At 49.7% G+C, this 21224-nt stretch carries 21 protein-coding genes; 10 read left to right on the forward strand and 11 right to left on the reverse strand.

Annotation, left to right across the window (positions count from 1 at the left end; all coding sequences use genetic code 11):
* Positions 1 to 67 precede the first annotated feature (67 nt).
* From J2Z18_RS05755 to J2Z18_RS05770, 4 genes are all read right to left on the reverse strand, one after another.
* Positions 68 to 1387: an ABC transporter substrate-binding protein gene (locus J2Z18_RS05755; protein WP_007127458.1), complete on the reverse strand. Its 1320-nt coding sequence runs from the start codon at positions 1385 to 1387 to the stop codon at positions 68 to 70.
* A 214-nt stretch (positions 1388 to 1601) separates the two neighbouring features.
* Positions 1602 to 3245, reverse strand: coding sequence for a response regulator (locus J2Z18_RS05760; protein ID WP_007127457.1), 1644 nt, complete (start codon positions 3243 to 3245; stop codon positions 1602 to 1604).
* Positions 3230 to 4960, reverse strand: coding sequence for a sensor histidine kinase (locus tag J2Z18_RS05765; protein WP_007127456.1), 1731 nt, complete (start codon positions 4958 to 4960; stop codon positions 3230 to 3232). Before J2Z18_RS05765 ends, J2Z18_RS05760 begins: the two co-directional genes overlap by 16 nt.
* Positions 4961 to 4991: 31 nt before the next feature.
* A complete protein-coding gene (locus J2Z18_RS05770) occupies positions 4992 to 6284 on the reverse strand; it encodes an ABC transporter substrate-binding protein (protein WP_007127455.1) in 1293 nt (430 codons plus the stop codon).
* A gap of 377 nt (positions 6285 to 6661) precedes the next feature.
* Between J2Z18_RS05770 and J2Z18_RS05775 the strand changes: the two genes are divergently transcribed.
* Positions 6662 to 7585: a S66 peptidase family protein gene (locus tag J2Z18_RS05775; protein WP_007127454.1), complete on the forward strand. Its 924-nt coding sequence runs from the start codon at positions 6662 to 6664 to the stop codon at positions 7583 to 7585.
* An 84-nt stretch (positions 7586 to 7669) separates the two neighbouring features.
* Here the strand turns inward: J2Z18_RS05775 and J2Z18_RS05780 are convergent, their stop codons facing one another.
* The 3 genes from J2Z18_RS05780 to J2Z18_RS05790 all read right to left on the reverse strand — a co-directional run bounded on the left by J2Z18_RS05780 (position 7670) and on the right by J2Z18_RS05790 (position 9731).
* Positions 7670 to 8107, reverse strand: coding sequence for a DnaJ family domain-containing protein (locus J2Z18_RS05780; RefSeq protein WP_007127453.1), 438 nt, complete (start codon positions 8105 to 8107; stop codon positions 7670 to 7672).
* Between the two features lie 15 nt (positions 8108 to 8122).
* A complete protein-coding gene (locus J2Z18_RS05785; RefSeq protein ID WP_007127452.1) occupies positions 8123 to 8713 on the reverse strand; it encodes a hypothetical protein in 591 nt (196 codons plus the stop codon).
* Between the two features lie 226 nt (positions 8714 to 8939).
* Positions 8940 to 9731 (reverse strand): ArsR/SmtB family transcription factor, encoded by a 792-nt coding sequence (locus J2Z18_RS05790; protein WP_007127448.1) that lies wholly within the window; start codon positions 9729 to 9731, stop codon positions 8940 to 8942.
* Between the two features lie 195 nt (positions 9732 to 9926).
* Here J2Z18_RS05790 and J2Z18_RS05795 point away from each other — a divergent pair, with 195 nt between their 5' ends.
* The 4 genes from J2Z18_RS05795 (at position 9927) to J2Z18_RS05810 (ending at position 12657) form a co-directional block, all read left to right on the forward strand.
* Positions 9927 to 10595 (forward strand): NADPH-dependent FMN reductase, encoded by a 669-nt coding sequence (locus J2Z18_RS05795; protein WP_007127447.1) that lies wholly within the window; start codon positions 9927 to 9929, stop codon positions 10593 to 10595.
* 59 nt (positions 10596 to 10654) lie between these two features.
* Complete coding sequence (locus J2Z18_RS05800) at positions 10655 to 11830, forward strand: SGNH/GDSL hydrolase family protein (RefSeq protein WP_007127446.1); 1176 nt, start codon at positions 10655 to 10657, stop codon at positions 11828 to 11830.
* Positions 11831 to 11845: 15 nt separating this feature from the next.
* Positions 11846 to 12190, forward strand: a complete 345-nt coding sequence (locus tag J2Z18_RS05805; protein ID WP_007127445.1) for an ester cyclase — start codon at positions 11846 to 11848, stop codon at positions 12188 to 12190.
* 65 nt (positions 12191 to 12255) lie between these two features.
* Positions 12256 to 12657 carry an ester cyclase gene (locus tag J2Z18_RS05810; protein ID WP_007127444.1) on the forward strand — a complete coding sequence of 134 codons (402 nt, stop codon included), beginning with the start codon at positions 12256 to 12258 and terminating at the stop codon, positions 12655 to 12657.
* 160 nt (positions 12658 to 12817) lie between these two features.
* Here J2Z18_RS05810 and J2Z18_RS05815 read toward each other — a convergent pair whose 3' ends face one another.
* A complete protein-coding gene (locus J2Z18_RS05815) occupies positions 12818 to 13429 on the reverse strand; it encodes a TetR/AcrR family transcriptional regulator (RefSeq protein WP_007127443.1) in 612 nt (203 codons plus the stop codon).
* Positions 13430 to 13782: 353 nt separating this feature from the next.
* On the opposite strand from J2Z18_RS05815, the gene J2Z18_RS05820 reads away from it, so the two are divergent.
* The gene (locus tag J2Z18_RS05820; protein WP_007127442.1) at positions 13783 to 14415 is read left to right on the forward strand and encodes a nitroreductase family protein; all 633 of its coding nucleotides are present in this window, start codon (positions 13783 to 13785) and stop codon (positions 14413 to 14415) included.
* 3 nt (positions 14416 to 14418) lie between these two features.
* Complete coding sequence (locus tag J2Z18_RS05825; protein WP_007127441.1) at positions 14419 to 14883, forward strand: VOC family protein; 465 nt, start codon at positions 14419 to 14421, stop codon at positions 14881 to 14883.
* Positions 14884 to 15063: 180 nt separating this feature from the next.
* On the opposite strand, the gene sigZ is transcribed toward J2Z18_RS05825, so the two are convergent.
* Positions 15064 to 15744, reverse strand: coding sequence for an RNA polymerase sigma factor SigZ (sigZ, locus tag J2Z18_RS05830; RefSeq protein ID WP_167324072.1), 681 nt, complete (start codon positions 15742 to 15744; stop codon positions 15064 to 15066).
* 155 nt (positions 15745 to 15899) lie between these two features.
* Here sigZ and J2Z18_RS05835 point away from each other — a divergent pair, with 155 nt between their 5' ends.
* Entirely contained in the window at positions 15900 to 16919 is a 1020-nt protein-coding gene (locus J2Z18_RS05835) for an aldo/keto reductase (RefSeq protein ID WP_007127439.1), read from the forward strand.
* Positions 16920 to 17234: 315 nt separating this feature from the next.
* On the opposite strand, the gene J2Z18_RS05840 is transcribed toward J2Z18_RS05835, so the two are convergent.
* On the reverse strand, positions 17235 to 17699 hold the full coding sequence (locus tag J2Z18_RS05840; protein WP_007127438.1) for a VOC family protein: 465 nt from the start codon (positions 17697 to 17699) through the stop codon (positions 17235 to 17237).
* 103 nt (positions 17700 to 17802) lie between these two features.
* On the opposite strand from J2Z18_RS05840, the gene J2Z18_RS05845 reads away from it, so the two are divergent.
* Together J2Z18_RS05845 and J2Z18_RS05850 are read left to right on the forward strand one after the other, a co-directional pair.
* Positions 17803 to 18714: a helix-turn-helix transcriptional regulator gene (locus J2Z18_RS05845; protein WP_007127437.1), complete on the forward strand. Its 912-nt coding sequence runs from the start codon at positions 17803 to 17805 to the stop codon at positions 18712 to 18714.
* 114 nt (positions 18715 to 18828) lie between these two features.
* On the forward strand, positions 18829 to 19242 hold the full coding sequence (locus J2Z18_RS05850) for a DUF2500 domain-containing protein (RefSeq protein WP_007127436.1): 414 nt from the start codon (positions 18829 to 18831) through the stop codon (positions 19240 to 19242).
* A 205-nt stretch (positions 19243 to 19447) separates the two neighbouring features.
* Here the strand turns inward: J2Z18_RS05850 and J2Z18_RS05855 are convergent, their stop codons facing one another.
* Positions 19448 to 20956 carry an ABC transporter substrate-binding protein gene (locus J2Z18_RS05855; protein ID WP_007127435.1) on the reverse strand — a complete coding sequence of 503 codons (1509 nt, stop codon included), beginning with the start codon at positions 20954 to 20956 and terminating at the stop codon, positions 19448 to 19450.
* Positions 20957 to 21224: the final 268 nt, after the last annotated feature.

Here is a 21224-nt window from a genome sequence, read left to right on the forward strand (position 1 = left end):
GACCGTGCACGATGCCTTGGACCGGACTGCGCAGCCTGATGGTTGTGATATCTAGCGCGCCTGTCGCTTACTTGGCGTACAGCGCCTCGATCTTGGCCTGCAGCTCTTCCACTGCTTGCTGGGCCGTAAAGCCGGAATCGAGGAGCATTTTTTGGAATACGTCGTTGACATAACGGAGGTTGTAAATCTCTCCAGCCTTCGGATTATACACCCCCGGGTATCCAAGGAAGGCGAAATGAGCGATGGAGTCGACGAATCCCTTGTTCTTCTCCTCCTGCCATACGGCTTCGGCTGCCAGCTCCTTATAGATCGGACCGGTCAACGGAGCCCCGTTCTCCACCCACGTGCCGTACCATGATTTATCCGTCATATATTCGATGAAGGATTTCGCCAGGTCTTTGTTCTTGGATGCCTTGAATATGCCCAGATTGTTGCTGATCCCAGGCACTACGGCTCCTTTCGGTCCTGCCGGCAGCATGGCGATGCCTGTATTCTCATACAATTCAGGATTGTCGTTCTTGATGGTTGCCGCCAGGCTGCCGACGTTAAAGATCATGGCCGATTGGCCGCTTAAATACGATTTGTTATTGCCGCTGTCATCCCAACCGATGGAGCTTGGCGGAGTCACCTTGTCCTCAATGAAAATGTCCCTGATCAGCTGTACCGCCTGCAGGGTTTCAGGCGTATTGACGACCACGATCTTGCCGTCCTCGGTATCAAGCGATCCCCCATGGGACCAAATAATCGCCCGGGTCAGCCATTCGGCGTCCGAATTGCCCTTGCCGTATCCAAGCCCGGCCCCGTAGATGCCCTTCGAGGGATCCGTAAGCGCCTTTGCCATTTCGCGGAATTCCTCCCACGTTGCCGGCGGCTCGCTGAACCCGGCAGCTTGCAGCATGTCCTTGCGGTAGTACAGCGCCGTCGACTCGGTCCAGAGCGGTACCCCGTACAGCTTGTCCTCAAAGGTTACGGATGCTTTCAGACTGTCTTGAATCTCCCCGTTTGCTTTCTCCACCTTTCCGACAAGATCGGTCACATCCTCCAGAACATCCTTGGCATAGAATTGTCCAACCTCCTGATATCCGAAAAAGGAAACGTCCGGCGTTGTCCCCGATTCAATCGCTGCCGACCATTTCGGGTAGAAATCCTCGTACGCGATAAACTCAACGTTCACGTTCACATTATGTTCTTCTCCGAACTGTTGTGCTCTCTCCTGAATCATCTGGTTCTGCTCTTCGAACATTTGCTTCTTCATCCAGAAGGTCAGGGTTTCCTTGCCCGGATCGGCATTCCCCGAGCCGCTGCCTCCCGTTCCCCCTGCGCCGCATCCTGCCGTCAAAATCAGGGCCAGAACGGCCGTTATCCATCGAATCGTGCTCTTCTTCATCTCATCATTCACCCCTCGTATATAGTGGAATGCCTTTACACCATTCATTGTAAGCGCTTAATGGACAGGGTTAAATGATAGAGGCTTAACATCGGCTCTCCTTCCTTAACACGATGCCGGGCCATCGGCCGCAGCGGCCGGCGCACATAAAAAAGCCCGTTTCCAGCAAGAACAAACCGCTGAAAACGGACGGTATACGGGCGAGAGCCTGGAGTTACGGCTTTCCGGCCTCCAGGTTGTTTCGGTACTCCTGGGGCGTTACGGAATAGTATTTCTTAAACACCCGGATGAAATAATTCGGATTCTGGTATCCCAGCTTCAAGGCAATTTCGAAGTTTTTCAAGGAATGGTCGGCAAGCATCTCCGCTGCTCGCTCCATCTTCAGTCGGAGCACATAATCGCTCAGATTCGAGCCGGTCTCCATTTTAAAAAGCCGCGACACATGCACCGGATGCATGTACATATGATCTGCAATCGCCTGCAGGGAAATATCCTCGGACAGATGGTCCCGGATGAACCGTTTCATCCGAGACACGGCTGCACTCCGGTCACTTCGGGTCGCGCGCTCGGCGCTTTGCTCCAGAAGCGGCAGCACCTGGTTTACCCACTTGCCGAGCGTGGCCGCGTTCGTGCATTGGGAGAGTCCCGTCACGTCCGCAAGGGATGCTCCCAGGTAATCGCTCAAGCTGCGTCCGTTCTTATGCGCATAAGCGCTCAGGGAGGAATAAATGAAGAAAAAGGCTTCGGTGACATGCTCCTGGGATTGGCTGTGCGCGAGCGACAGCTCCTTCAGGATCTGTTCCAGCTTGTCCCTGACCAGCTCCCAGCTGCCGGACTCCAGCAGATGATGCAGCAGCGGCGGCTCATAGCATTTTTGCAAGGAACGTACCGGATGGAGCTCCTCCTCGTCCGCGGCGTACACGAACATATCGCTGTGGCTGCCGATGTGGCGGCGCAGCGCCAGTAGGCTGTCCTGGTACAGCTTGCGGACATCCTCCGGAAAGCGGCCCCGCCTGCCGATCAGCACGGAAATCGTTCCTTTCAGATAACGGCTGACGTTCATTTGCAGCTGCGAAGCGTTGTGCTTTAGTTCGTATTCCGGGGCTGTATCTGGCGGACGCTCCTCCTTCGGATCATGGCTGTCAAAAACAAAAAATACAAGGTACCCGTGAATGTCACGGCACCGCCATAAACGAAACCGGTCGCCGAAAATTTCGTCGGCCATATTGCCGATGGCATACTCCATAATCGAGGAGTCGTACGGACTCATCTCCGTCAGCCGGTCCTCCATCCGGACCAGCATCAGGGCTGCTTCGCTGCAGATCGCGGAGCTCATCTCAAGCAGCTCCAATTTCTTGGTCCATACGTCCTCCGGGGAGTTCATGCCCTGCAGCAGCTGATTCAGAAATTCGCTGCGCATTTGGGGCAGATTGGCGCGGAAGGCCTGAACCGCCCGGTTATAGGTTTCGTCCGACTCCCGCTCCAGCCGCAGCGATTCCACCGCCTTCCCTACTTTAGCCAGGACGACTTCGTCGCTAACGGGCTTCAGCAAATACTCGGAAGTGCCAAGCGAAATGGCTTCCCTCGCGTAAGCAAACTCGGCATGCCCGGACAACAGAATCGTTTTAAGCTTCTTCCACCTCGTTCTCGTTATTTCAATAAGCTCGAGACCGCTCATCCGCGGCATTTTGATGTCGGATATCATAATGTCCACCGGCTGCGTCTGCAGGATTTCCAATGCTTCGAAGCCGGAGTATGCCTTGTGCACTTCGTCGATCCCGACATGCTCCCAAGGTATAGTATGCGCCAGCCCCTCGACGACGCTCGCCTCATCATCAACGATCAGCAATTTATACATGCGGATTCCTCCCTTCCCAGATCCGGATCGTTCCAGCATAATTCAACCCGCAGCCCGCCGGACGGCGATTCCGAGAAGGACAGTCCGGATGATTTGCCGTAACGGGTGACCAGTCTCTGCTGGATGTTCCACAGACCGAACCCTCCGCGCTCGTGGAGCGGCTCCTCGATCTGCCGCCGCAGCTTAGCCAGAATAGCGCGGTCCAAGCCATCGCCGTTATTGTCGATCACGATTTTGCACAGGCTCCCCTCGATTTCACCGTGAATGTGAATGAATGCAAAATCCAATTGATCCTCCACGCCATGGATAACGGCATTCTCCACGATGGGCTGAAGCAAGAGACGCGGAATCTCAAGCTGCTGCATATTTTCGGGAATCTCGATCTCGAAGCTTAATCGCTGAAGGCGAAGCATCTGAATGGTTAAATAATTTTCCACCAGCTTGACCTCCTCTTCAAGCGGCGCGGTCGGTTTCTCCAACCGGGTTGTATAGCGGTAATAATCCCCGAGGTTCAGGGCCATGGCCACGACGGCTTCCTTCTCGCCGAGGTTCGCCATATTTTTGATATAGAACAAGCAATTGTACAGAAAGTGGGGATTGATTTGCGATTGAAGCTGCTTAAGCGTCGCTTCCTTGGACCGCAAGCTCTCCTTGTATACCCGTTCGATCAGATCCTCGATTTGCTCGGCCATATTATTAAAGGCGTGAAACAGATACATGAATTCATTCTTCGGCGCATCCTGCAGACGGGTCATATATTGACCGTCCCGGATCCTTCGAACCGCATGCAGCAGCCGGGAAATCGGGCGCTGAACGTTACGGTACAGCAGCAAAGTCAGCAGCAAGACAAGCACGAGCAGGAGCGTTACGGAAATGTAAAAGAGGGTGCTGCTCAAGGTAATGGGAGAATACACGCTGTCCAGCCGGACAAAATCTACCAGATACCAGCCCAGGCTGCCGGACCGGACGTAATTCATGACGTATTTGCCCTTCCCCGACTGCACGATTCGGCTGCCTTGATCCCCGAGCTGCATGTCCCTTAATACGTCTACAGCTAACTGAACGGTCTCGCTAACCGATGTGTTGCTTGCAATAACAGGTTTGCCAGGTGCGTAAAGAAACGGCTCGCTGTCCCCATCCTGCTTCAATCGGTTCAGCATATTGATTACATTCTGGTCGGTAAACCGGATCTCCACGACCAGCTCCTTCGAGGAAGCCGGCGTTCTCATCCAGCTGAAATAGGCCTGGCCTTGCGAATCGTGATGATAGGACCAGACCTGCATACGGGCTTGGGCCAAGTACTCGGCATCATACCTGGCCGACAGATCCGTCGTGAGCAATTCCTGATACTTCGTGAGGTACATCAGAATTTGACTGTCCCAGCTGCTCGTCGCTATCTGCATATTCAGCATGTCCATAATCCGCTGCTGGCTGTCGATTCGCTGCATCGGGGTACTTCGGGGACGCTCCGCTAAATAACTTTTGATCCCGTCATCGCTGCTTGCGATCACCGAATATTTCGTCAGCTGGTCGACCATACTGTCCATTTGGCTCATGAAAAATGTCAATCGATTGTGCTGCCCCACCTCCACGGTCGATCGGACCACGTTAATGCTGACCTGATGGGAATAGGCATACAGCAGAATCGTCGGGATCACCAGGACCGCCAGCAAGGTGGTCAGCTTTGCAAATGTACTTGTTCTTAACCGATTCATCGATCATCCCCCCGTGTCAGAGCAAGCTGCTCTACTTCTCGCTGTCGATCAGCTCTTGCAATTGAACGTTCGCGGATTCGGCCGCCGCTTCGATGTCCTCCCCGACCAATCCCTTCACGACAATGCTGCCGATGATGTCCCTCGCTTCCTTCACATGAATGACCTTCGGGCGGTCATAGCTCATTCCGATCGGAATCGATTCATTAATGATCGGGATCAGTCCTTCCGGAAAGCCGGAGATGCCTTCCTCGTCACGCCAGAGCGAGCTTCTCGCTCCCGGGTTTCCGATCTTCTGGGCTTGCAGCACCATCTCTCTCCCTGAAGCCCACTCGATGAATGCCCATGCGGCTTCCTTGCGCGGCGAGTTCGCATTCATCGCGATGCCCCAAGCGGTGGTGCTGTAGGGCTTGCGGCCCGCGTCGCCTGCAGGAAACATCGCATACCCGATGTTCTCCTTATTCAGCCCCGATTGCGATAGCAGGGAGTATATCGCGCTGGCATCGGTAAAGAATGCTGCCTTCCCTTGGGCGAACAAATCCGCGGATTGCGGCCAGCTGAAGTTGATTGCATCGGGAGGCCCATAATTCCGGAGCAGATTCACATACCGCTTCATTCCCTTAAGCGCTTCTTCCGTATTTAGCGCAGCCTGATCCTCGTTCAGAAAATTCCCGCCTTCGGAATATATGAAGGAGGAGAGCTGAGTGACGAGAGCGCTTCGCTGCCCTCTTGCAACAAAGCCGTAGACGCCATGCTCGGGATCATGCAACTGCTTGACTGCTTCTTCCAGCTCGTCCAACGTTTGCGGCACCTCGATTCCTTGCTTCTCCAGCAAATCCTTCCGATAGAATAGAATCTGCTGCTCAGTCGACAGCGGGACGGCAAGCAGCTTGCCCTCAACCGTCACCGATTCCAGCGCCGTGCCGGAAAAATCGGCAAAATCATAGCGGGGGTCTGAAACAGCATACGATTCCAAGGGTGCAAGCCAGTCATTGCTTTCATACAGGCTAAGCTCCTCCAGCGGCCGGATCATAAATACATCGGGACTCTCGCTGCCTACCGTCATTTGAACGAACATTTTTTGGCTGAGCTGCTCATTGGTCAACGCTTGAAAATCCACCTGGATGCCCGTCTTCTCCTCGAATTCCGGAAGATGGGCGCGGAGGATGTCCGCCACCGGATTTTTGGCCATATACGCGGTGATCCGCACAGGGTCCATCGGCCGCTCTGATTCGGCAATCCGGCTGTCAATGCCGCTGCATCCCGCTGCCAGCATCATCAATGCGGCCATCCATAACACGCTGCAGAAACGTCTTGCTAGTTTCATAATCCCCCTCCGTTCAGTCATGTCATAAATCGATATTAAAGCGTTTACAAGCAGGATAACACTGAAAAAATTTAACATATGGTATCTATATTTAACGTTTTTTATAATCCTCCTGTATCTTTCGGCCATTGGCGGGAAACGCCTGCGCTTCGCGCCATCAGCGCGCTCTGGCCATGCTTTGCAGCTTGGGAGCTGGCAGATTTTTTGCAAAGAAAACCGCCCTTCGCTAAACCTCAATGGCTTCCAACCATTCCGAAAGAGCGGTTTCTTTGTTCGGCAAAGCTCTATAGTAGTAATGTGCGGTCGATCTTTCCAATATAATCTAGAAGCACTCAAGACATTGGCTTCTTCTATGTTCAAAGGAGGAAGATAAGGATATGCCGATACGTCCGCCAATATTACAGCGGGGCGATACCGTGGGGATCGTGACCTTAGGCAGCCCGCTCGCGGCTAACATCATTGATGCACGGATCGATTTTCTGAGAGCACTCGGGTTCAATGTCGTGTTGGGCCAGTATGTATATGCGCAAAACGGGTTTCTTGCCGGTACGGACGAACAGCGGGCATCCGATTTGATGATGATGTTCCAGAGCGAGCAGGTTAAAATGATCCTGCCCACAAGAGGCGGCACCGGGGTAGCCGGAATCCTTCCCTACCTTGATTATGGCGTGATTCGGAATAACCCGAAAATCATTACAGGCTACAGCGACATAACGGTATTGTTAAATACGCTGCATCAGCTTGTGGATTTGATCACCTTCCATAGCCTTCTGCTGATTGACTTCAAACCCGATACGCCCTCCTATAATTTTGACCAGTTTTTTGCCGCGACGTCCCTATATTCATTATCCCGTCCGATTCAGAATCCGCCGGGCATGCCGCTGGTGAGCCGGATTCCGGGGAATGTTACGGGACCGCTCGTTGGCGGTAACCTGACATCCTTTGTAGACACGTTAGGGACCCCCTTCGAAATCGATACGCGCGGTAAAATTCTCGTCCTTGAAGAAACGCATGAGCCTACCAATACGGTCTATAGATACTTGAATGATTTGAAGCTGGCCGGAAAATTCCGCGATTGCATCGGCATCATTACAGGGGAATGTACGGGCTGTCAGGCTGCATACGGCAAGTCCTATCAGGATATCATCGACGAATTCATCGTACCGCTCGGTAAGCCGCTGATCACAAACCTCGCGACAGGTCATGGCATATATAAAGCCGCTTTGCCGATTGGCGCCATGGTTAATCTGGATTCAGTCAATAATACCATCACGGTGGTTGAGCCTACCGTCAGTGTATAAAATTAACGGATCCATTCATCATCAAGAGCTTCATCGAAATACAGAAGAGACCTTGAGCTCGTGGCTTAAGGTCTCTTGGCCGTGTTACTCCCATTTATCCAAGGCTGCATGCAAATTGGCTGCCGACAGCAGCCCTTTTTGCAGCTGTGAATTCGGAACCGTCCGGTTGTACTTAATAATTTTTTGATTAATGGCCTCATACTCTGACTCTGAAATCATGCTTGGGTCTGAACGGTCCACAAGCCGCTTGATGTCGGCAGCGATTTCTTTTCTCAGCTCAATCCAGGCGGGCTGGTAATTCGCGTTCTTCATGATCCCTGTCAGAACATCCCCGTCTTCGATCTTGATGGGTTTTCCCTTCAAGGGTAAATCGTCAAATCCGCCTTCCCGGGCAAACCTGTCGATGGCTGATTCCAGAAGCGAGCTGCTGGTCGACATTTGGCGCCGTTCGTCTTCTTTATTTTGATCTTCTTCAGGTTCAGGGGCAGCTGCTGATTTTGTGAGGTCAACATTCCGGTCCATTTCGTCACCTCCGTTTTACATATCAGGGAAATAAATTCTTTGCTTCGATGAAATATCAAAGATTTTATACGCTCCCTTGCCATCCTGATTAATATGAAGCTCATAGTCATTCTTTTCGTAAAAGAATGGCTGTTCGTCCTTGGGAACCTCTTTAAAGAATACTTTATCCGTGACCGTCGCTTTGTAAATGAAGCCGCCTTCCTCCTTGGGTTCAACGGATTCTTTCTCGATCGTATCGATTTCGGCCTTGCTGTGCTCCTTCACGTCATCCGGGTGATAATTCTTCAAGGCGTTGTATCTCGGATGGTCCTGCATGGATATATCGAACAGAACATTCAAGTACCCTTCCTGAAATGCTTCAGGAGTCGTGAATTTATAGTAATCTACGATGTACCTTGTTATGAGTTCTCTTCCGGCCGCGATCCTTGGATCAAGGTCGTTATCTTCCGGCTTCTGCGGATCCTTCTCGTTTTCTGCCGGTTTCATTTGCTCGTTGCTTTGGACTTCCGGCTCCGAAACCGGCTTTTCGGAAGAATTGCATGCCGCTAACAAGGCCAACAGGAAGAAGAGTGAGACCGACATGAATACCAGCTTCTTATTTCTCATTCTGTGTTCCCTCCACCATGCCATGCAGAATTATCCAAAATATAACATGCTGCAAATGAAATTACCAGTTTGTTTTACGACATAGCAAAAAAACCGCCAAACCTTCGAGAATCCTCGAGTCTAGCGGGTTTTTCATAATGTACAAACTGCGGTTGAAGTCCCTGGCGGCATCGCTGCAAGAGACGGGTCCTCCAGAATTATCAGCCAGGAGGCTGGGACCCCGATTTTATCGATCTTCGGCAGAACTGGAATGGTTCTCTTGAACGAGCATCTCCCCGGTTTCAAGCAAAGTTTTCAAGCCTGAAAGCACAACAGGCAATCCGTTCTCCAGAATTTTTGCAGTGCTTACCGCTTGTTCGAATTGATCATGCACAACCGTGACAAGGGTTACGCCCTGAAGCTCCGCATGTGCACCGATCTCCCAAGTAATTTGCGATGCGGAGTCGTTCTCCGTACCGGGAAATGAAATAAAACGCCAGCTCATCACGAGCTTATGAGGAGGGTCTATCTCCAGGATGACCCCTTCCGCTTTCTTCTCTTCGCCGTTCCATAACTCAAATGAAGATTCAACTTCCCACGTAGATCGAATGGCGCAATTGAACCAAAATTTCGATGTTTTGACAGGGTCCGTAAGAGCTTGCCACACCTGCTCAGGCTTTGCCTTAATCGCTATCCGGTGGATATGTTGTGGTTTGTTTTCCAAAATTAATTCACGCTCCAATTCATTTTGAAGAGATGACAATCCGATTGCCCAAGGTTCGGTGAACTTGCTGACCCATCGTTCGTAGATTTGACGTATGGGGACCGCATTCAAATAATGCAGCTTTTCCCGCCCTGCTTTTCTTGTGGTAATGAGTCCAGCTTCTTCTAGAATATTAAGATGCTTCATGACGCCGAACCTGGACATATCGAGCGGAATGCAAAGATCGTTCAGCGTCTGTCCGTCCGATGCATGAAGCAAATCCAACAGCTTACGGCGGCTGGGATCCGCAAGCGCTTTGAATATGTTATTTTCCAATTGCTACACCTCCTTCTGACGTTATGAAAAAAAATGGCTTAAATCCACTTGACACGTTACCATTCAGTCACGTATGATGAAAACATCACAAGTGACTTTATAGTCACATATTATCACAAACGGATTTGTTTGTCAGCCGGCGGCATGCAAATCCACTGACCCGAAGTCGACCATTTTAGAAAGGTGATGTTCAACATGAAAGTAACCATGATCGCAGGAAGCAACCGTCATAACGCAACAAGCACGCTCCTTCTCCGTTACATAGAAAGCCTAATGGAGGCTCAGCATGTTTCGGTTACATTTATCGATTTGTCGGAGCTGCAGCTGCCGCTTTTTTCACCGGACAACTGGGATTTTCATCCGAACGTACAGCATATGCTGAAGGCCGTCGCAGATGGGGACGGTTTGATCCTTGCCACCCCGGAATACCACGGCTCCATATCGGGCGCACTCAAGAACGCTTTAGATTATGTAAACGTTAATCAAGTCGCTGGCAAATCGGTGCTTGCCATAAGCTCGGCTGGCGGCCCGCTCGGAGTCAGCTCGCTTACACATCTGCAAGCGATTGTGCGAAATTTGCACGGGATTAATTGTCCCGAGTGGATCTCCATCGGGTATGGATCCAATACCTTCGGATCAGACGGCGCTCCGCTGGATGATGGCTTGAGAGACAGGGTTCTCAGCTCAGTCGACCGATTCTTACAGCTGACCAAGCAGCTTACCGCAACAGTCACGATAGCGGCAGCATCGGCGGCAACGACTGCGGCAGCAACAGCTCCATCAGCAGCAGCTGCAGCAGAACCATCAACGATTACAATGGCTGCAACGACACCCGCATCACCCACAGCCGCAGCAGCAAACTAATTTTTTTTCGATAATATGTTACCTAACGGTAACATTTAGTGAAGGAGGTCAACCTGGCAATGAATGAACAGCAGCATGCTGAGGACCAATGGATCGGCTCTTGGTTCGCGAGTCCAACGTATGAGGATCGAACGGTTGCGGAAGAACGGTTCGAGGATCAAACCTTACGAATGATTGTACATCCGCATGCATTCGGTTCCAAGCTCCGGTTAAAGTTTTCCAATCTCTACGGTTCCGAGCCTGTGCACTTCGGTAAAGTTGCCGCAGCTTTATCCGAAGAGGATGGTCTTATCGTTCCCGGTACCTGTCGGCATGTGACCTTACATGGCCATACAACCATCACCATTCCTGCCGGAGAAGAAATTTATACCGATCCTATCGATCTTCAGCTTCATGAAAATACCGATGTTGCAATCAGCATCTATATTCCGGCATCGACTAGGACCTCAACTTGGCATTTTTCCCCTCCTAGCATCACCTATGTTGCTGAGGGAAACCGAACGGACGACAGCGACACGGGACATTTTCGGAATAAGATACATTCTTATTATTGGCTATCCGGACTAGAGGTATTGACCTATGGTGATCCGTTTCGTGTCATTGTTGCTCTTGGAGACTCCATTACGGAAGGAAGCACTTCTACCCCAGGCACGAACCGGAGATGGCCGGACTTTTTCCAAGAACGGCTCGATCGGGAACAAATTGCGCTTCCCGTCTCTGTTCTCAATGCAGGGATCGTCGGGAATCAAATTTTGACAAACGGCCCGGATGCCGGAATGCCCCTTGGCGGAGAGTGCATACTTTCCCGCCTGGAACGCGATGTGTTCTCTCATTCCGGTGTTACGGATGTTATTTTTCTCGCAGGCATTAACGATATTGGGATCGGAAATGCAAGCGCCAACGAGATCATTGCCGGAATGAAGGAAACGGCAGCCAGAGTGCATGAGAAGGGACTTCGCATCTTTGCCGGTACGCTCCCGCCATTTGGGAATGCCCCTTATTACACAAATGAAAAAGAAATCATCCGGCAAGAAGTGAACCGCTGGATCCTCGCCAACGAAGGATTTGACGGCATTATAGACTTTAACGAGGGGCTGGCTGATCCGCAGCATCCCGAACAACTGCTGCCCGCCTATGATTTCGGCGATCATCTTCATCCGAACGATAAGGGATTCCGAGCATTAGCCGATTGCATCCCCTTGTCCCTCTTCGGGATCAATCCAAACCATATCTAAAAAGGAGATGTTTGTATGAGCACGATGGAACAAAAGAAGGTAGAGACGATAACCGCTTTTATCGAGGACGTTGCAAATCGGCATGTTTTGGAGAAGACGGATCAATTCTTTGTCCCGCAAATGATTGAGGCGTTCACGGATCGGCGCTTCACTGTGGATGAGATCCTGGTTCAAGGAGAGAAGGTCATCGCAAGAATGTTCATGACAGCGGTGCATGCTGGCCATTTTGCAGGAAACCCTCCTACAGGCAAAACGGTAAAGGCGACTCAATTTCGCGAATTTCGGGTAATCGACGGAAAAATCATCGAACACCACGGCTGGTTCGATACGGCAACACTTTTGCCTCAAATAAAGGCTTAACTTCGGCAGGTTCGAACGACTGTCTTCGTTGCGGCAATCTAATTAAGAAAAGGAGATGTTTGGGAATGAAAACGATAGAACAGAGCAATGTGGAATTGGTTGGCGACTTTATCGAGGCATTCTGGAATCGAAGTGAACTGAATTGCGTGGATCGGTTTCTGTCCGACGACTATCAGGAGCTCGCTTACGAATCCAAGGAAGGTCTGAAAACATTTGCTGCCACGATCCTGGAGGCATTTCCCGATAAACGCTACACGGTGGAACAAATCATTGGTCAAGGGGATAAGGTACTCGTCAGAATGACGGTAAAAGGCACGCACCAAGGCATATTCTTTGGAACTGCGCCTACGGGCAACTCGATTGATGTCACGCTGTACCGTCAATATCGTGTCGAGAGCGGCAAGATCACCGAGCATCGCGGCTGGATCGATATGGTGACCATGTGGCACCAGATTCGAGGGAACTGACCCGAACGATTAGTGGCCATGTGGCTCCGGATTCGCGGGAACTGACCCGGATTTAGCTGCTTCGTTCAGATTATTTGTTCTCCTATCTCGCTCGCACAACAAAACAACCGGTCCGGTCCTGGATCGGTTGTTTGCATGTCTCGAATAGGAGTGACTCCCGTCACTCATTCATAAAGTCATCCTTACCAAAAATCCGCGCACTGATCTTCGTAAGAAATTTTGACCACTTTTCTTGAAATTGCGGGTCAGTAGGCTCGCTTCCAGTCACCATCTTGGTAACATCCCCAAAAATAAGCGGGTACGTAGTCAATGCGCTAATAGCCAAAGTCAAAAGCTCCGGGTCCAAGTCCTCCGGCACAAGACCGGCTTCTTGTTTTGATTTCATATCATCAACGTACGATTGAAGGGCTTCCGTTCTTCTTTTTTTCCTCGAATTCTGCTGCGGCTGTTCTTCAAGTGCTTCCCAAACCGTGAACTTTAAGAAATCCATTCTTGTTTGACAATTCACTTGGAAACGATGCTCCGCAGTATGTACAGGATCTGACGGAAATTGGGTAGTCCACTCCGGCAATTCGACTGTCATTTGATCGAGAACCGCCACTAGCAATTCTTCTTTCCCTTTAAAATAATGATAAATCAATTGCTTCTTCACATCAGCGTTTACCGCGATGGCCTCTATCCTCGCGCCTGTATAACCCTTCTCGAAAAACTCTTTTCTTGCTGCTTCAAGAATCCTCTTTCGGGTACGTTCGGCGTTACGTATCTCCCCCATTATTCAGCACCTCCGCTACAAGCCTATTCATCCTAATGGTAAGTTTTAATTTCCCGAAAGTCAAATTCAATTGAAAATTTAGTCAGTTATACTTGACAACTGTAAAGTTATAACTTACCATGTGGTCAATAGCGCTGAGCTTCCACTTTATGCTAAATGGCTTTTATGAATTCACTTCAAAGAGTCAGCTCGCCTAAGCCTAAGCAGGCGATGTCGCAGCGTCTTCATCATATCGAGAAAGGAGGTTGCTGATCTCACTTACGCAAGCATATGAGCTGCTCAGGAATTTGGTAAGTCAATTGTAAAAGAAGCTAATGAACCGTTTTTCATTCTATTAGAAGAGGTGTTTTGTCATGGCGACAGTAGTTGAAACCAGCGTCATTAAAGTTATGAAAGAGCGCAGCAGCGTACGAAAGTATCAAAGTGGGGTCGGTATTCCACAAAGTACGCTGCATCAGATTCTAGAAGCAGCCGCAACCGCTCCATCGGCTTGGAACCTTCAGCATTGGAAATTCGTCACCATTCAGAATCAAGAAAACAAAGAGCGTTTACTGCCTATCGCCTATCATCAACAACAAGTTGCTGACGCGTCTGCGGTAGTCATTGTACTCGGTGACACGAAAGCGAATGAAAATGCTGAGAACGTGTATGGAGAATCGGTTCGTGCAGGCTTCATGACAGAGGAAGTTAAAAACTCAATCGTCAACGATATAGACAATCATTACAAAAATGCCGGGCATGCTGGGATACATGATGCCATTCGAAACGCCTCTTTTGCAGCGATGCAGCTTATGTTAGCCGCAAAAGCCCATGGAATTGATTCAGGGCCAATGGGAGGATATGATGCAGAAGCTCTAAGAAAAGAATTAAACATTCCCGACCGCTATATTCCGGTATTGATGTTGACTTTAGGCTATGCTGAACAGCCGGCGTATCCAACGAACCGTTTCCCTGTCGATCAAGTTGTTATCCGCGAACGGTTTTGATAGATGGATCAGAGCATTCTAGGAACGAACGTCATCACCCAAATCGGATTGCTTGTCAATGACATTGAAGCAACGAGTCAGGTATACGCAGACTTCTTCGGCGTTGATAATCCGGGCTGGTTCTGGTCGGATCGTTTCGCAATCGAAAAAACGGAGTTCCGAGGCATTCCTACTGAGGCACGCGCAAAGCTGTCTTTCTTCGACATGGGTTCGCTTCAGCTGGAGCTGATCGAGCCGGATCATCATCCAAGCACATGGCGAGAAAGCTTGGACCGAAACGGGGAAGGCTTTCACCATATCGCATTTATTGTGGAAGGCATGAAGGAGAAAATCAGCATTTTGCAGAATAATCAAATACCTATCTTGCAGCATGGGGAAAATGCCCAGGGAGATTACGCGTATGCCTACATGGATACGTTTCCTCAATTGAAGCTGTTGATCGAGCTGCTTGAACAGGATAAAAAGTAGTCACAATCGGATTGGGTTCATATTGAAAAGTTAATCCGATCTAAAAGAGACCCTTAAAGCTAAAAGCTTCAGGGTCTCTTCGCAATTACTGACATATATCATTGGAAGCATAAGTCGATACAACGTTCCATCTCCATCGCCGTATCTTATCGAGGTCTCGATGGTGGTTTCCCTTCTTCATCATCGTTCTATTGAGGACGCCGTCTTTCGTCTCACCGGTTTCTTAGCGACCCGTCCATAGACAATCGGTTTGGACAAATTCACTCGGTAATCAATGATGTTGCCGTACTTGTCGGTCCGTATCGTACAGCAGCTATTCATCAAATCCCGCACCATTTCCCTGCCCCGTTGTACCCTCGATTTTGCACCTGAATAAGAAATGCCGAGCCGCTCGCTCAGCTCCTTCTGCGACAGCCCCTTCAGTTCGGAGAGCTCGACCGCCTCCCGATACTTATCCGGCAGGTAGGGAATGACGCCCTTCATCCCGCAAATCGCCTCCTGCAAGGTATCTTCGTCTTCCTCTTCCATCACGATTGGGATCTGCTCCGGCAGCTCATCCAGCCGTTTCTCCTTGCGGAAATGATCCGCTACCGTATTCCGGGCAATCTGGTACAGCCAGGCTCGCAGCCGATTCGGATCCTGCAGCTCCGGCAGGTGCCGGTAAGCCTTCATAAATACCGTCTGCACGATATCTTCTGTATCGGGGTGACGATTCGTTCTTCTTGCGACAAAAGCAGCAATCGGCTTATAGTATTGATCCCACAGCATTTCCGGCGTAATTCCCGCCTGACTCAAGCCTGCCGCTGGCTGTTCGGATTTCCCTGTTTCCTTTTTCGTCTTCCGCACCGGTAATTTTTCCATTACATTTCTTTCCTGCATTCTATCTTCCCCTCCCCTGAATTTTGAGTTTCTGGCGTCTATTCGCATTTATTTTTTAAAAAATTTCCGTATTTTTGCGTCTTTCTTTGAGCATCCCCGTCTTCATCAATATAAAACAAAATTTGGAGGGATAAAAGATGAAATACAATTTGCTGGGAAATACAGGGGTGCTGGTGTCGGAGATCGGACTGGGGGCAATGTCGTTTGGCGGCGGCGGCCAGTGGGGCGTTTTTGGCGGCCTGGGTGATCAGGACGCTGCAAGACTCGTCGGGCAGGCGCTAGAAGCGGGTGTCAATTTCTTTGATACCTCCAACATTTACGCCGGCGGTCGTTCAGAGGAAATTCTCGGTAAAGCGCTTGGGTCGAAACGGCAAGACGTTATTCTCGCTACGAAGGTGAGAGGACGCACGGGAAGCGGGCCTAACGACCTGGGCTTGTCCAGGCTGCACATCATGCGTCAGGTGGAAGAGAGCCTGAAACGGCTCGGAACCGATTATATCGACCTGTACCAGATCCATAATCCGGACCAGCTGACCGATTGGGAAGAGACGCTGCGCGCGCTGGACGACCTGGTCCGCAGCGGCAAGGTCCGCTACATCGGCTCCTCCAATATGACCGGCTGGGAGCTGATGAAAGCCCGCGGCATTTCCAGAGAACTCGGTCTGCACGCGTTCAAAAGCAGTCAGTCGTATTATTCGCTGGCCGGACGCGAGATTGAAAGAGAGATCATTCCCGTCCTGAAGGATCAGAATATGGGGCTGCTCGTATGGAGCCCGCTGGCCGGCGGATTCCTATCGGGCAAATACGCCCGCGGCCGCAACGGAAATGCGGATGACCGGCACACCAAGTTTGCTTTTCCGCCAGTGGATGTAGACAAATCCTATCACATCATCGATGTGCTGGAAGACATCGCGAAGGATCGCGAGTCCACAGTGGCTCGCATCGCCCTCGCCTGGCTGCTGAACCAGCCTGCGGTAACCAGCGTCATCATCGGTGCCAAGCGGCCGGATCAGCTGCAGGATAACCTGGAGGCGAGCGGCATCGTGCTGACAGCTGACGAGCTCGCCCGGCTCGACGAAGTGAGCAGGCTCCCGGTGGAATACCCAGCGTGGCCGTTCATGGAAGAGGATGATTCGATCATCCGCAAGCATCCCTGAAACCTAAATCAGCCGATTTCATGCATTTTTCTTCGGGCTGTGATTAGCCGTACCATTTGATTATTACATTATAGCCCGGCGCTTTTATTACCAGGCAAAAGAAGCCATGACCTCCGATTTATCGAGTCCTGGCTTCTTTGAATTGAACTAACATTTTATTCTCTGGAGTAAGGCTATCGAACAAGCCCTCTGAGGACTTCGCTGTCTCCCTAGAATTTTCGCATGAAAAAAAGCTCACTTCATTTCCTCGAAATCGTGCCTCCATCGGTATATAAAAAAATGGCCTTCAGTTTCAAGGCCATTTGTAAGAATAAGCTATTGTCTGTTGGATATTACGTTATCAAGAAACAGCTCCGCGTCACGATTAAATTTCCAGTTGACTCCAAATTTATCAACCAGCATTCCAAAGCACGAAGACCAAGGTGTATTGGATAACGGCATGATCACATAACCACCCTCAGATAAACTAGAAAAGTAGCTTTCCAGCTTCTGCTTATCATCGATGACTAGACTAATCAGAATATTGTTTCCTTTCACCAGCTCACCTGTCACACTCTTCATCGAAGGCAAAATGTCCGACATCATGATCTTCCCGCCTGCGAATTCGATCGAAGCTTCCATGATCATATCCAGCTCATTTTCGGGCAATGGATAGTTTGGATCTTGCGGAATATCTCCAAATTTAACTTTCTTCACTTCAATCGCGTTGAAAGCTTTTGCATAAAAATCAATCGCTTGTGCTGCATTTCCATCAAAGTTTAAATAGGCAATAGCTGACATAAAGCAATACCTCCTTCTAGTGATACATGAAGTATAATGTATAAAAGGTGACAGCATTCTGTCACCGTTCTTAGATTAAATATAAAAGCAATGAGGGACGAATATGGACAAAATTGAGAGGCTCATTTCGATCATCATGATATTGCTAAAAAAAGAAATCGTTTCAGCAAACGAATTCGCGCAATTATTTCATGTATCCAAAAGAACGATTCTTCGCGACATGGAAACACTGAGTCTATCCAACATCCCGATCTATGCGGTCAATGGAGTTCATGGCGGCTACGGCATTTTGGACGAATTCAAGGTCGATAAACGTCTCTTAAGCAGCTCCGATTTAGAGAATATATTAACCGCGCTCGGCGGATTGGAAAAAATTCTCGTTAGCGAAGAAGTTGAAATGACGATTAAAAAAATAGAAGCCATGGTCAGTCCATGGTCTCTGAATCATTCAGTCCGATTGTCATTTTACGATTGGGAGGGCCGGAAGGAGATGCTTGAAATCTTGAGGACCTGCCAGGAAGCCATATTAAAGAGAAGATTAGTTTCGTTTGATTATATAGATAAGAATGGCACTGTGACGAAAAGAACGGTCGAGCCCTATCAGCTCCATTTTAGCGAAACGAGTTGGTACCTGAAAGGATTCTGTCTGCAACGTATGGGATATAGAGCTTTTAAATTATCCCGGATCGATCATCTTCACATGAATGGACCAACGTTCAGTCCTAGAGACGATATGCTGGAGCAAGAGCAGGAAGCAAATTATCAACCCGAATTAGTCGCAGTCAAGGCGTTGATTTCGCCTGGCATAAAAGATCAATTCATTGAAAGATACGGCCGAAAGAGTATTGAACCCTATAGTTCTGAACTTTTGTTGGTCACCATCCATGTCCCTCAAAACAGCATTGGTTTTCAATTTTTAGCAGGTTTCGGCACAAATCTAGAAATCGTAGAGCCCCAATCATATGTTGAAGAATTTCGAAAATACTTACTAGAAATGGTGGATAAATACTCCTGAAGTCGTTGCGTACAGATCGCCCAGGGCCATCATGTTTCCAAATTTTGAAACATTTCAATCCATTTTACCGTACATATATACAATGAAAAATAACGACAGAGAGGAGTGCCGTCGATGATGCCGCAAGGACCGTCTTTTGGCGGAGGCTTTGATTTTATGTTTACGCTGGTCCCCATTCTGTTTGGAATTGTATTCGTGATTGTGATTGTGGGCTTCATCTCCAATGGCGCCAGTTATGTTAAGAACGCCAAATCGCCCCGCAAGTCAGAGTATGCCCGGGTTGTCTCCAAACGCATGGACGTCCGTCACCATACGAATCATCACAGTGGAGATAACGGCATGATGCATTCCAGCAATTCATCACGAACGTATTATTACATCACCCTCGAATTTGATAATGGAGACCGGAAAGAATTCCTTGATGTCAAAAATCTGTATGGCCTCGTTGTGGAGGGAGACACCGGCTATGCCGCCATTCAGGGCGATTGGATCGTCGCATTTGAACGGGATGTGCAGCCGCAGTCGTAACTAGACACTATACAGCATACGCAAAAATGGATAACAGCACGAACTCATCAAATTGCACGGTAAGTCCCTTAAGGAAATAACAGCCTTAGTCCCCGATGAGTCAGGGCTAAGGCTGTTGTTGGATGGGCTTGAAAAATTAACACAGACGCTTTACGAAACGCATTAAGTCAATGCAATAATTGATCGTGCTTGAATTTATCACCTGTTACTGAGTAGACCAGAGCTCGACCCGATTTTTGATATGCTTGGTATAAGCCTCTTCCATTTCTTTAACTCCGGCCTTCTCCAGCTCTGCCATATAGGCATCCCAAATCTTGTCGAAGTCTTCCGGCTTGGACATCACGGCCTCGGGGATTCGTTTCCATGTTATATCCTTCATTTTGGCAGCCAGGATTACAGCAGGATCATCGTTTGGCAGCGACATCGTGTATGCTGCTCCATATGCTCTCGGTTGAAATTCGTCTTCTTTAGGGAACAGGTCCTTCCAATGCTCGGCCTTATAAGCCTTCAACGTTTCCTTTTCCGCTTCATTATAATTCGCGGTCAGCAGCTCCGGATAGTTCCGCGTGAAGTAGTTGCCGGTAGAATCCTTGATGCCGTCGCCGTAATGGACCATCAAGTTCCAGTATAGTCCGAGACCGGACTCTTTTTGGAACGCCGCGGCATCATTGATCGCCCGCTCCTGTACCTCCGGAATTAGCGTCCGCTTCCCGTTTTCCATCGTGTAATGCTTGCCTTCGATACCCCAGTTATTCAGAATTTGTCCTTCCTCCGATGCCAAAAAGTCGAGGAACTTAATGGCACGTACCGGATCCTTGCATGTGCTGGAGATTGAGATTCCGTACCCTCCGTCAAAGCCGGCAGACCAGAAGCTCGTGTCCTTGTACTCCTTGCTCATCGTGACCGGATAATGACCGTAGGTCTGGTCGAATTTGCCCGCTGCCTTCAGCGCGTTTTCCCCGTCTCCATATTCCCATTCCGGTGCGGCAAGACCAAGAACCCGGCCCGAAGCCACTTTCGCCTTAAACTGATCGGTCTTCTGCACGAAGCTTTCCGGATCCAGCAGTCCAATGGCGTTCATATGATTCAACCAGCGGAAGAACTCCTTTTCTTCCGGACGGCGGAAATGGTACGTCGCTTGGTGCGTTTTCTGATCAATGTAATATTCCCCGTCATCCGGTCCTCCGGTCGTCTTGAATCCCAAATTGGTCACTTGGTACATATGCCAATCGTCGGCGTTCAAGGACAAGCCGATATTTTTGTTGCCGTTTTCGTCTGTCGGATGCTTGGTAATATAATCCTGTATCGCTTTTTCAAAGTCCTTTACTGTGCGAATTTCCGGATACCCGGCTTCCTTGACGACACGGTGCTGAAGCTCAAACCCTCCGTCAGCTTTAATTTTCACCTCATCGACGGCCGACCAGGTCGGGATCGCGTAGATCGCTTGGTCGTCCAAACTGTACTTCGTCCGAACAAGCTTGTCTCCAAGCATTTTCTTGATGTTCGGTGCATGCTTGTCGATCAAATCAGTCAGATCGATGATCGCTCCGGCGTCGACAAGCTTGCCGACATCAGCCTTGGCTGCGATCAAATCGGGGTAATTGCCGGTTGCCGCAATAAGCGAAATCTTTTGAACCGGATCGCCGACAGCGAACTCCGCGTCCAAGGTCACGCCGGTTTTTTCCGTGATTACCTTGCCGACTTCGTCGTTCATGTTATTCCAGTTGGTGCTGGAGTCCTCCGAAAAATAAGTAAATGTAATGGGCTTCAGATCATTGCTATTCGCCCCGGATGAATCGTTATCTGAATGAGCTGCAGACGAGCCATCACTTCCGCCGCATGCTGCAAGCGTTGCAACTAAAGTCAGCGCCAGTAAAGACGCCGCCACCCTTTTGAATTTCGGTCTCATGAAGCTTAACCCCCAATGAATAATAAGTATCGACAATAAAGTAAAAGACGGGCGATAGGTCTGGACATACCGG

The organism is Paenibacillus lactis, from assembly GCF_017873605.1.
Taxonomy (GTDB): domain Bacteria; phylum Bacillota; class Bacilli; order Paenibacillales; family Paenibacillaceae; genus Paenibacillus_AQ; species Paenibacillus_AQ lactis.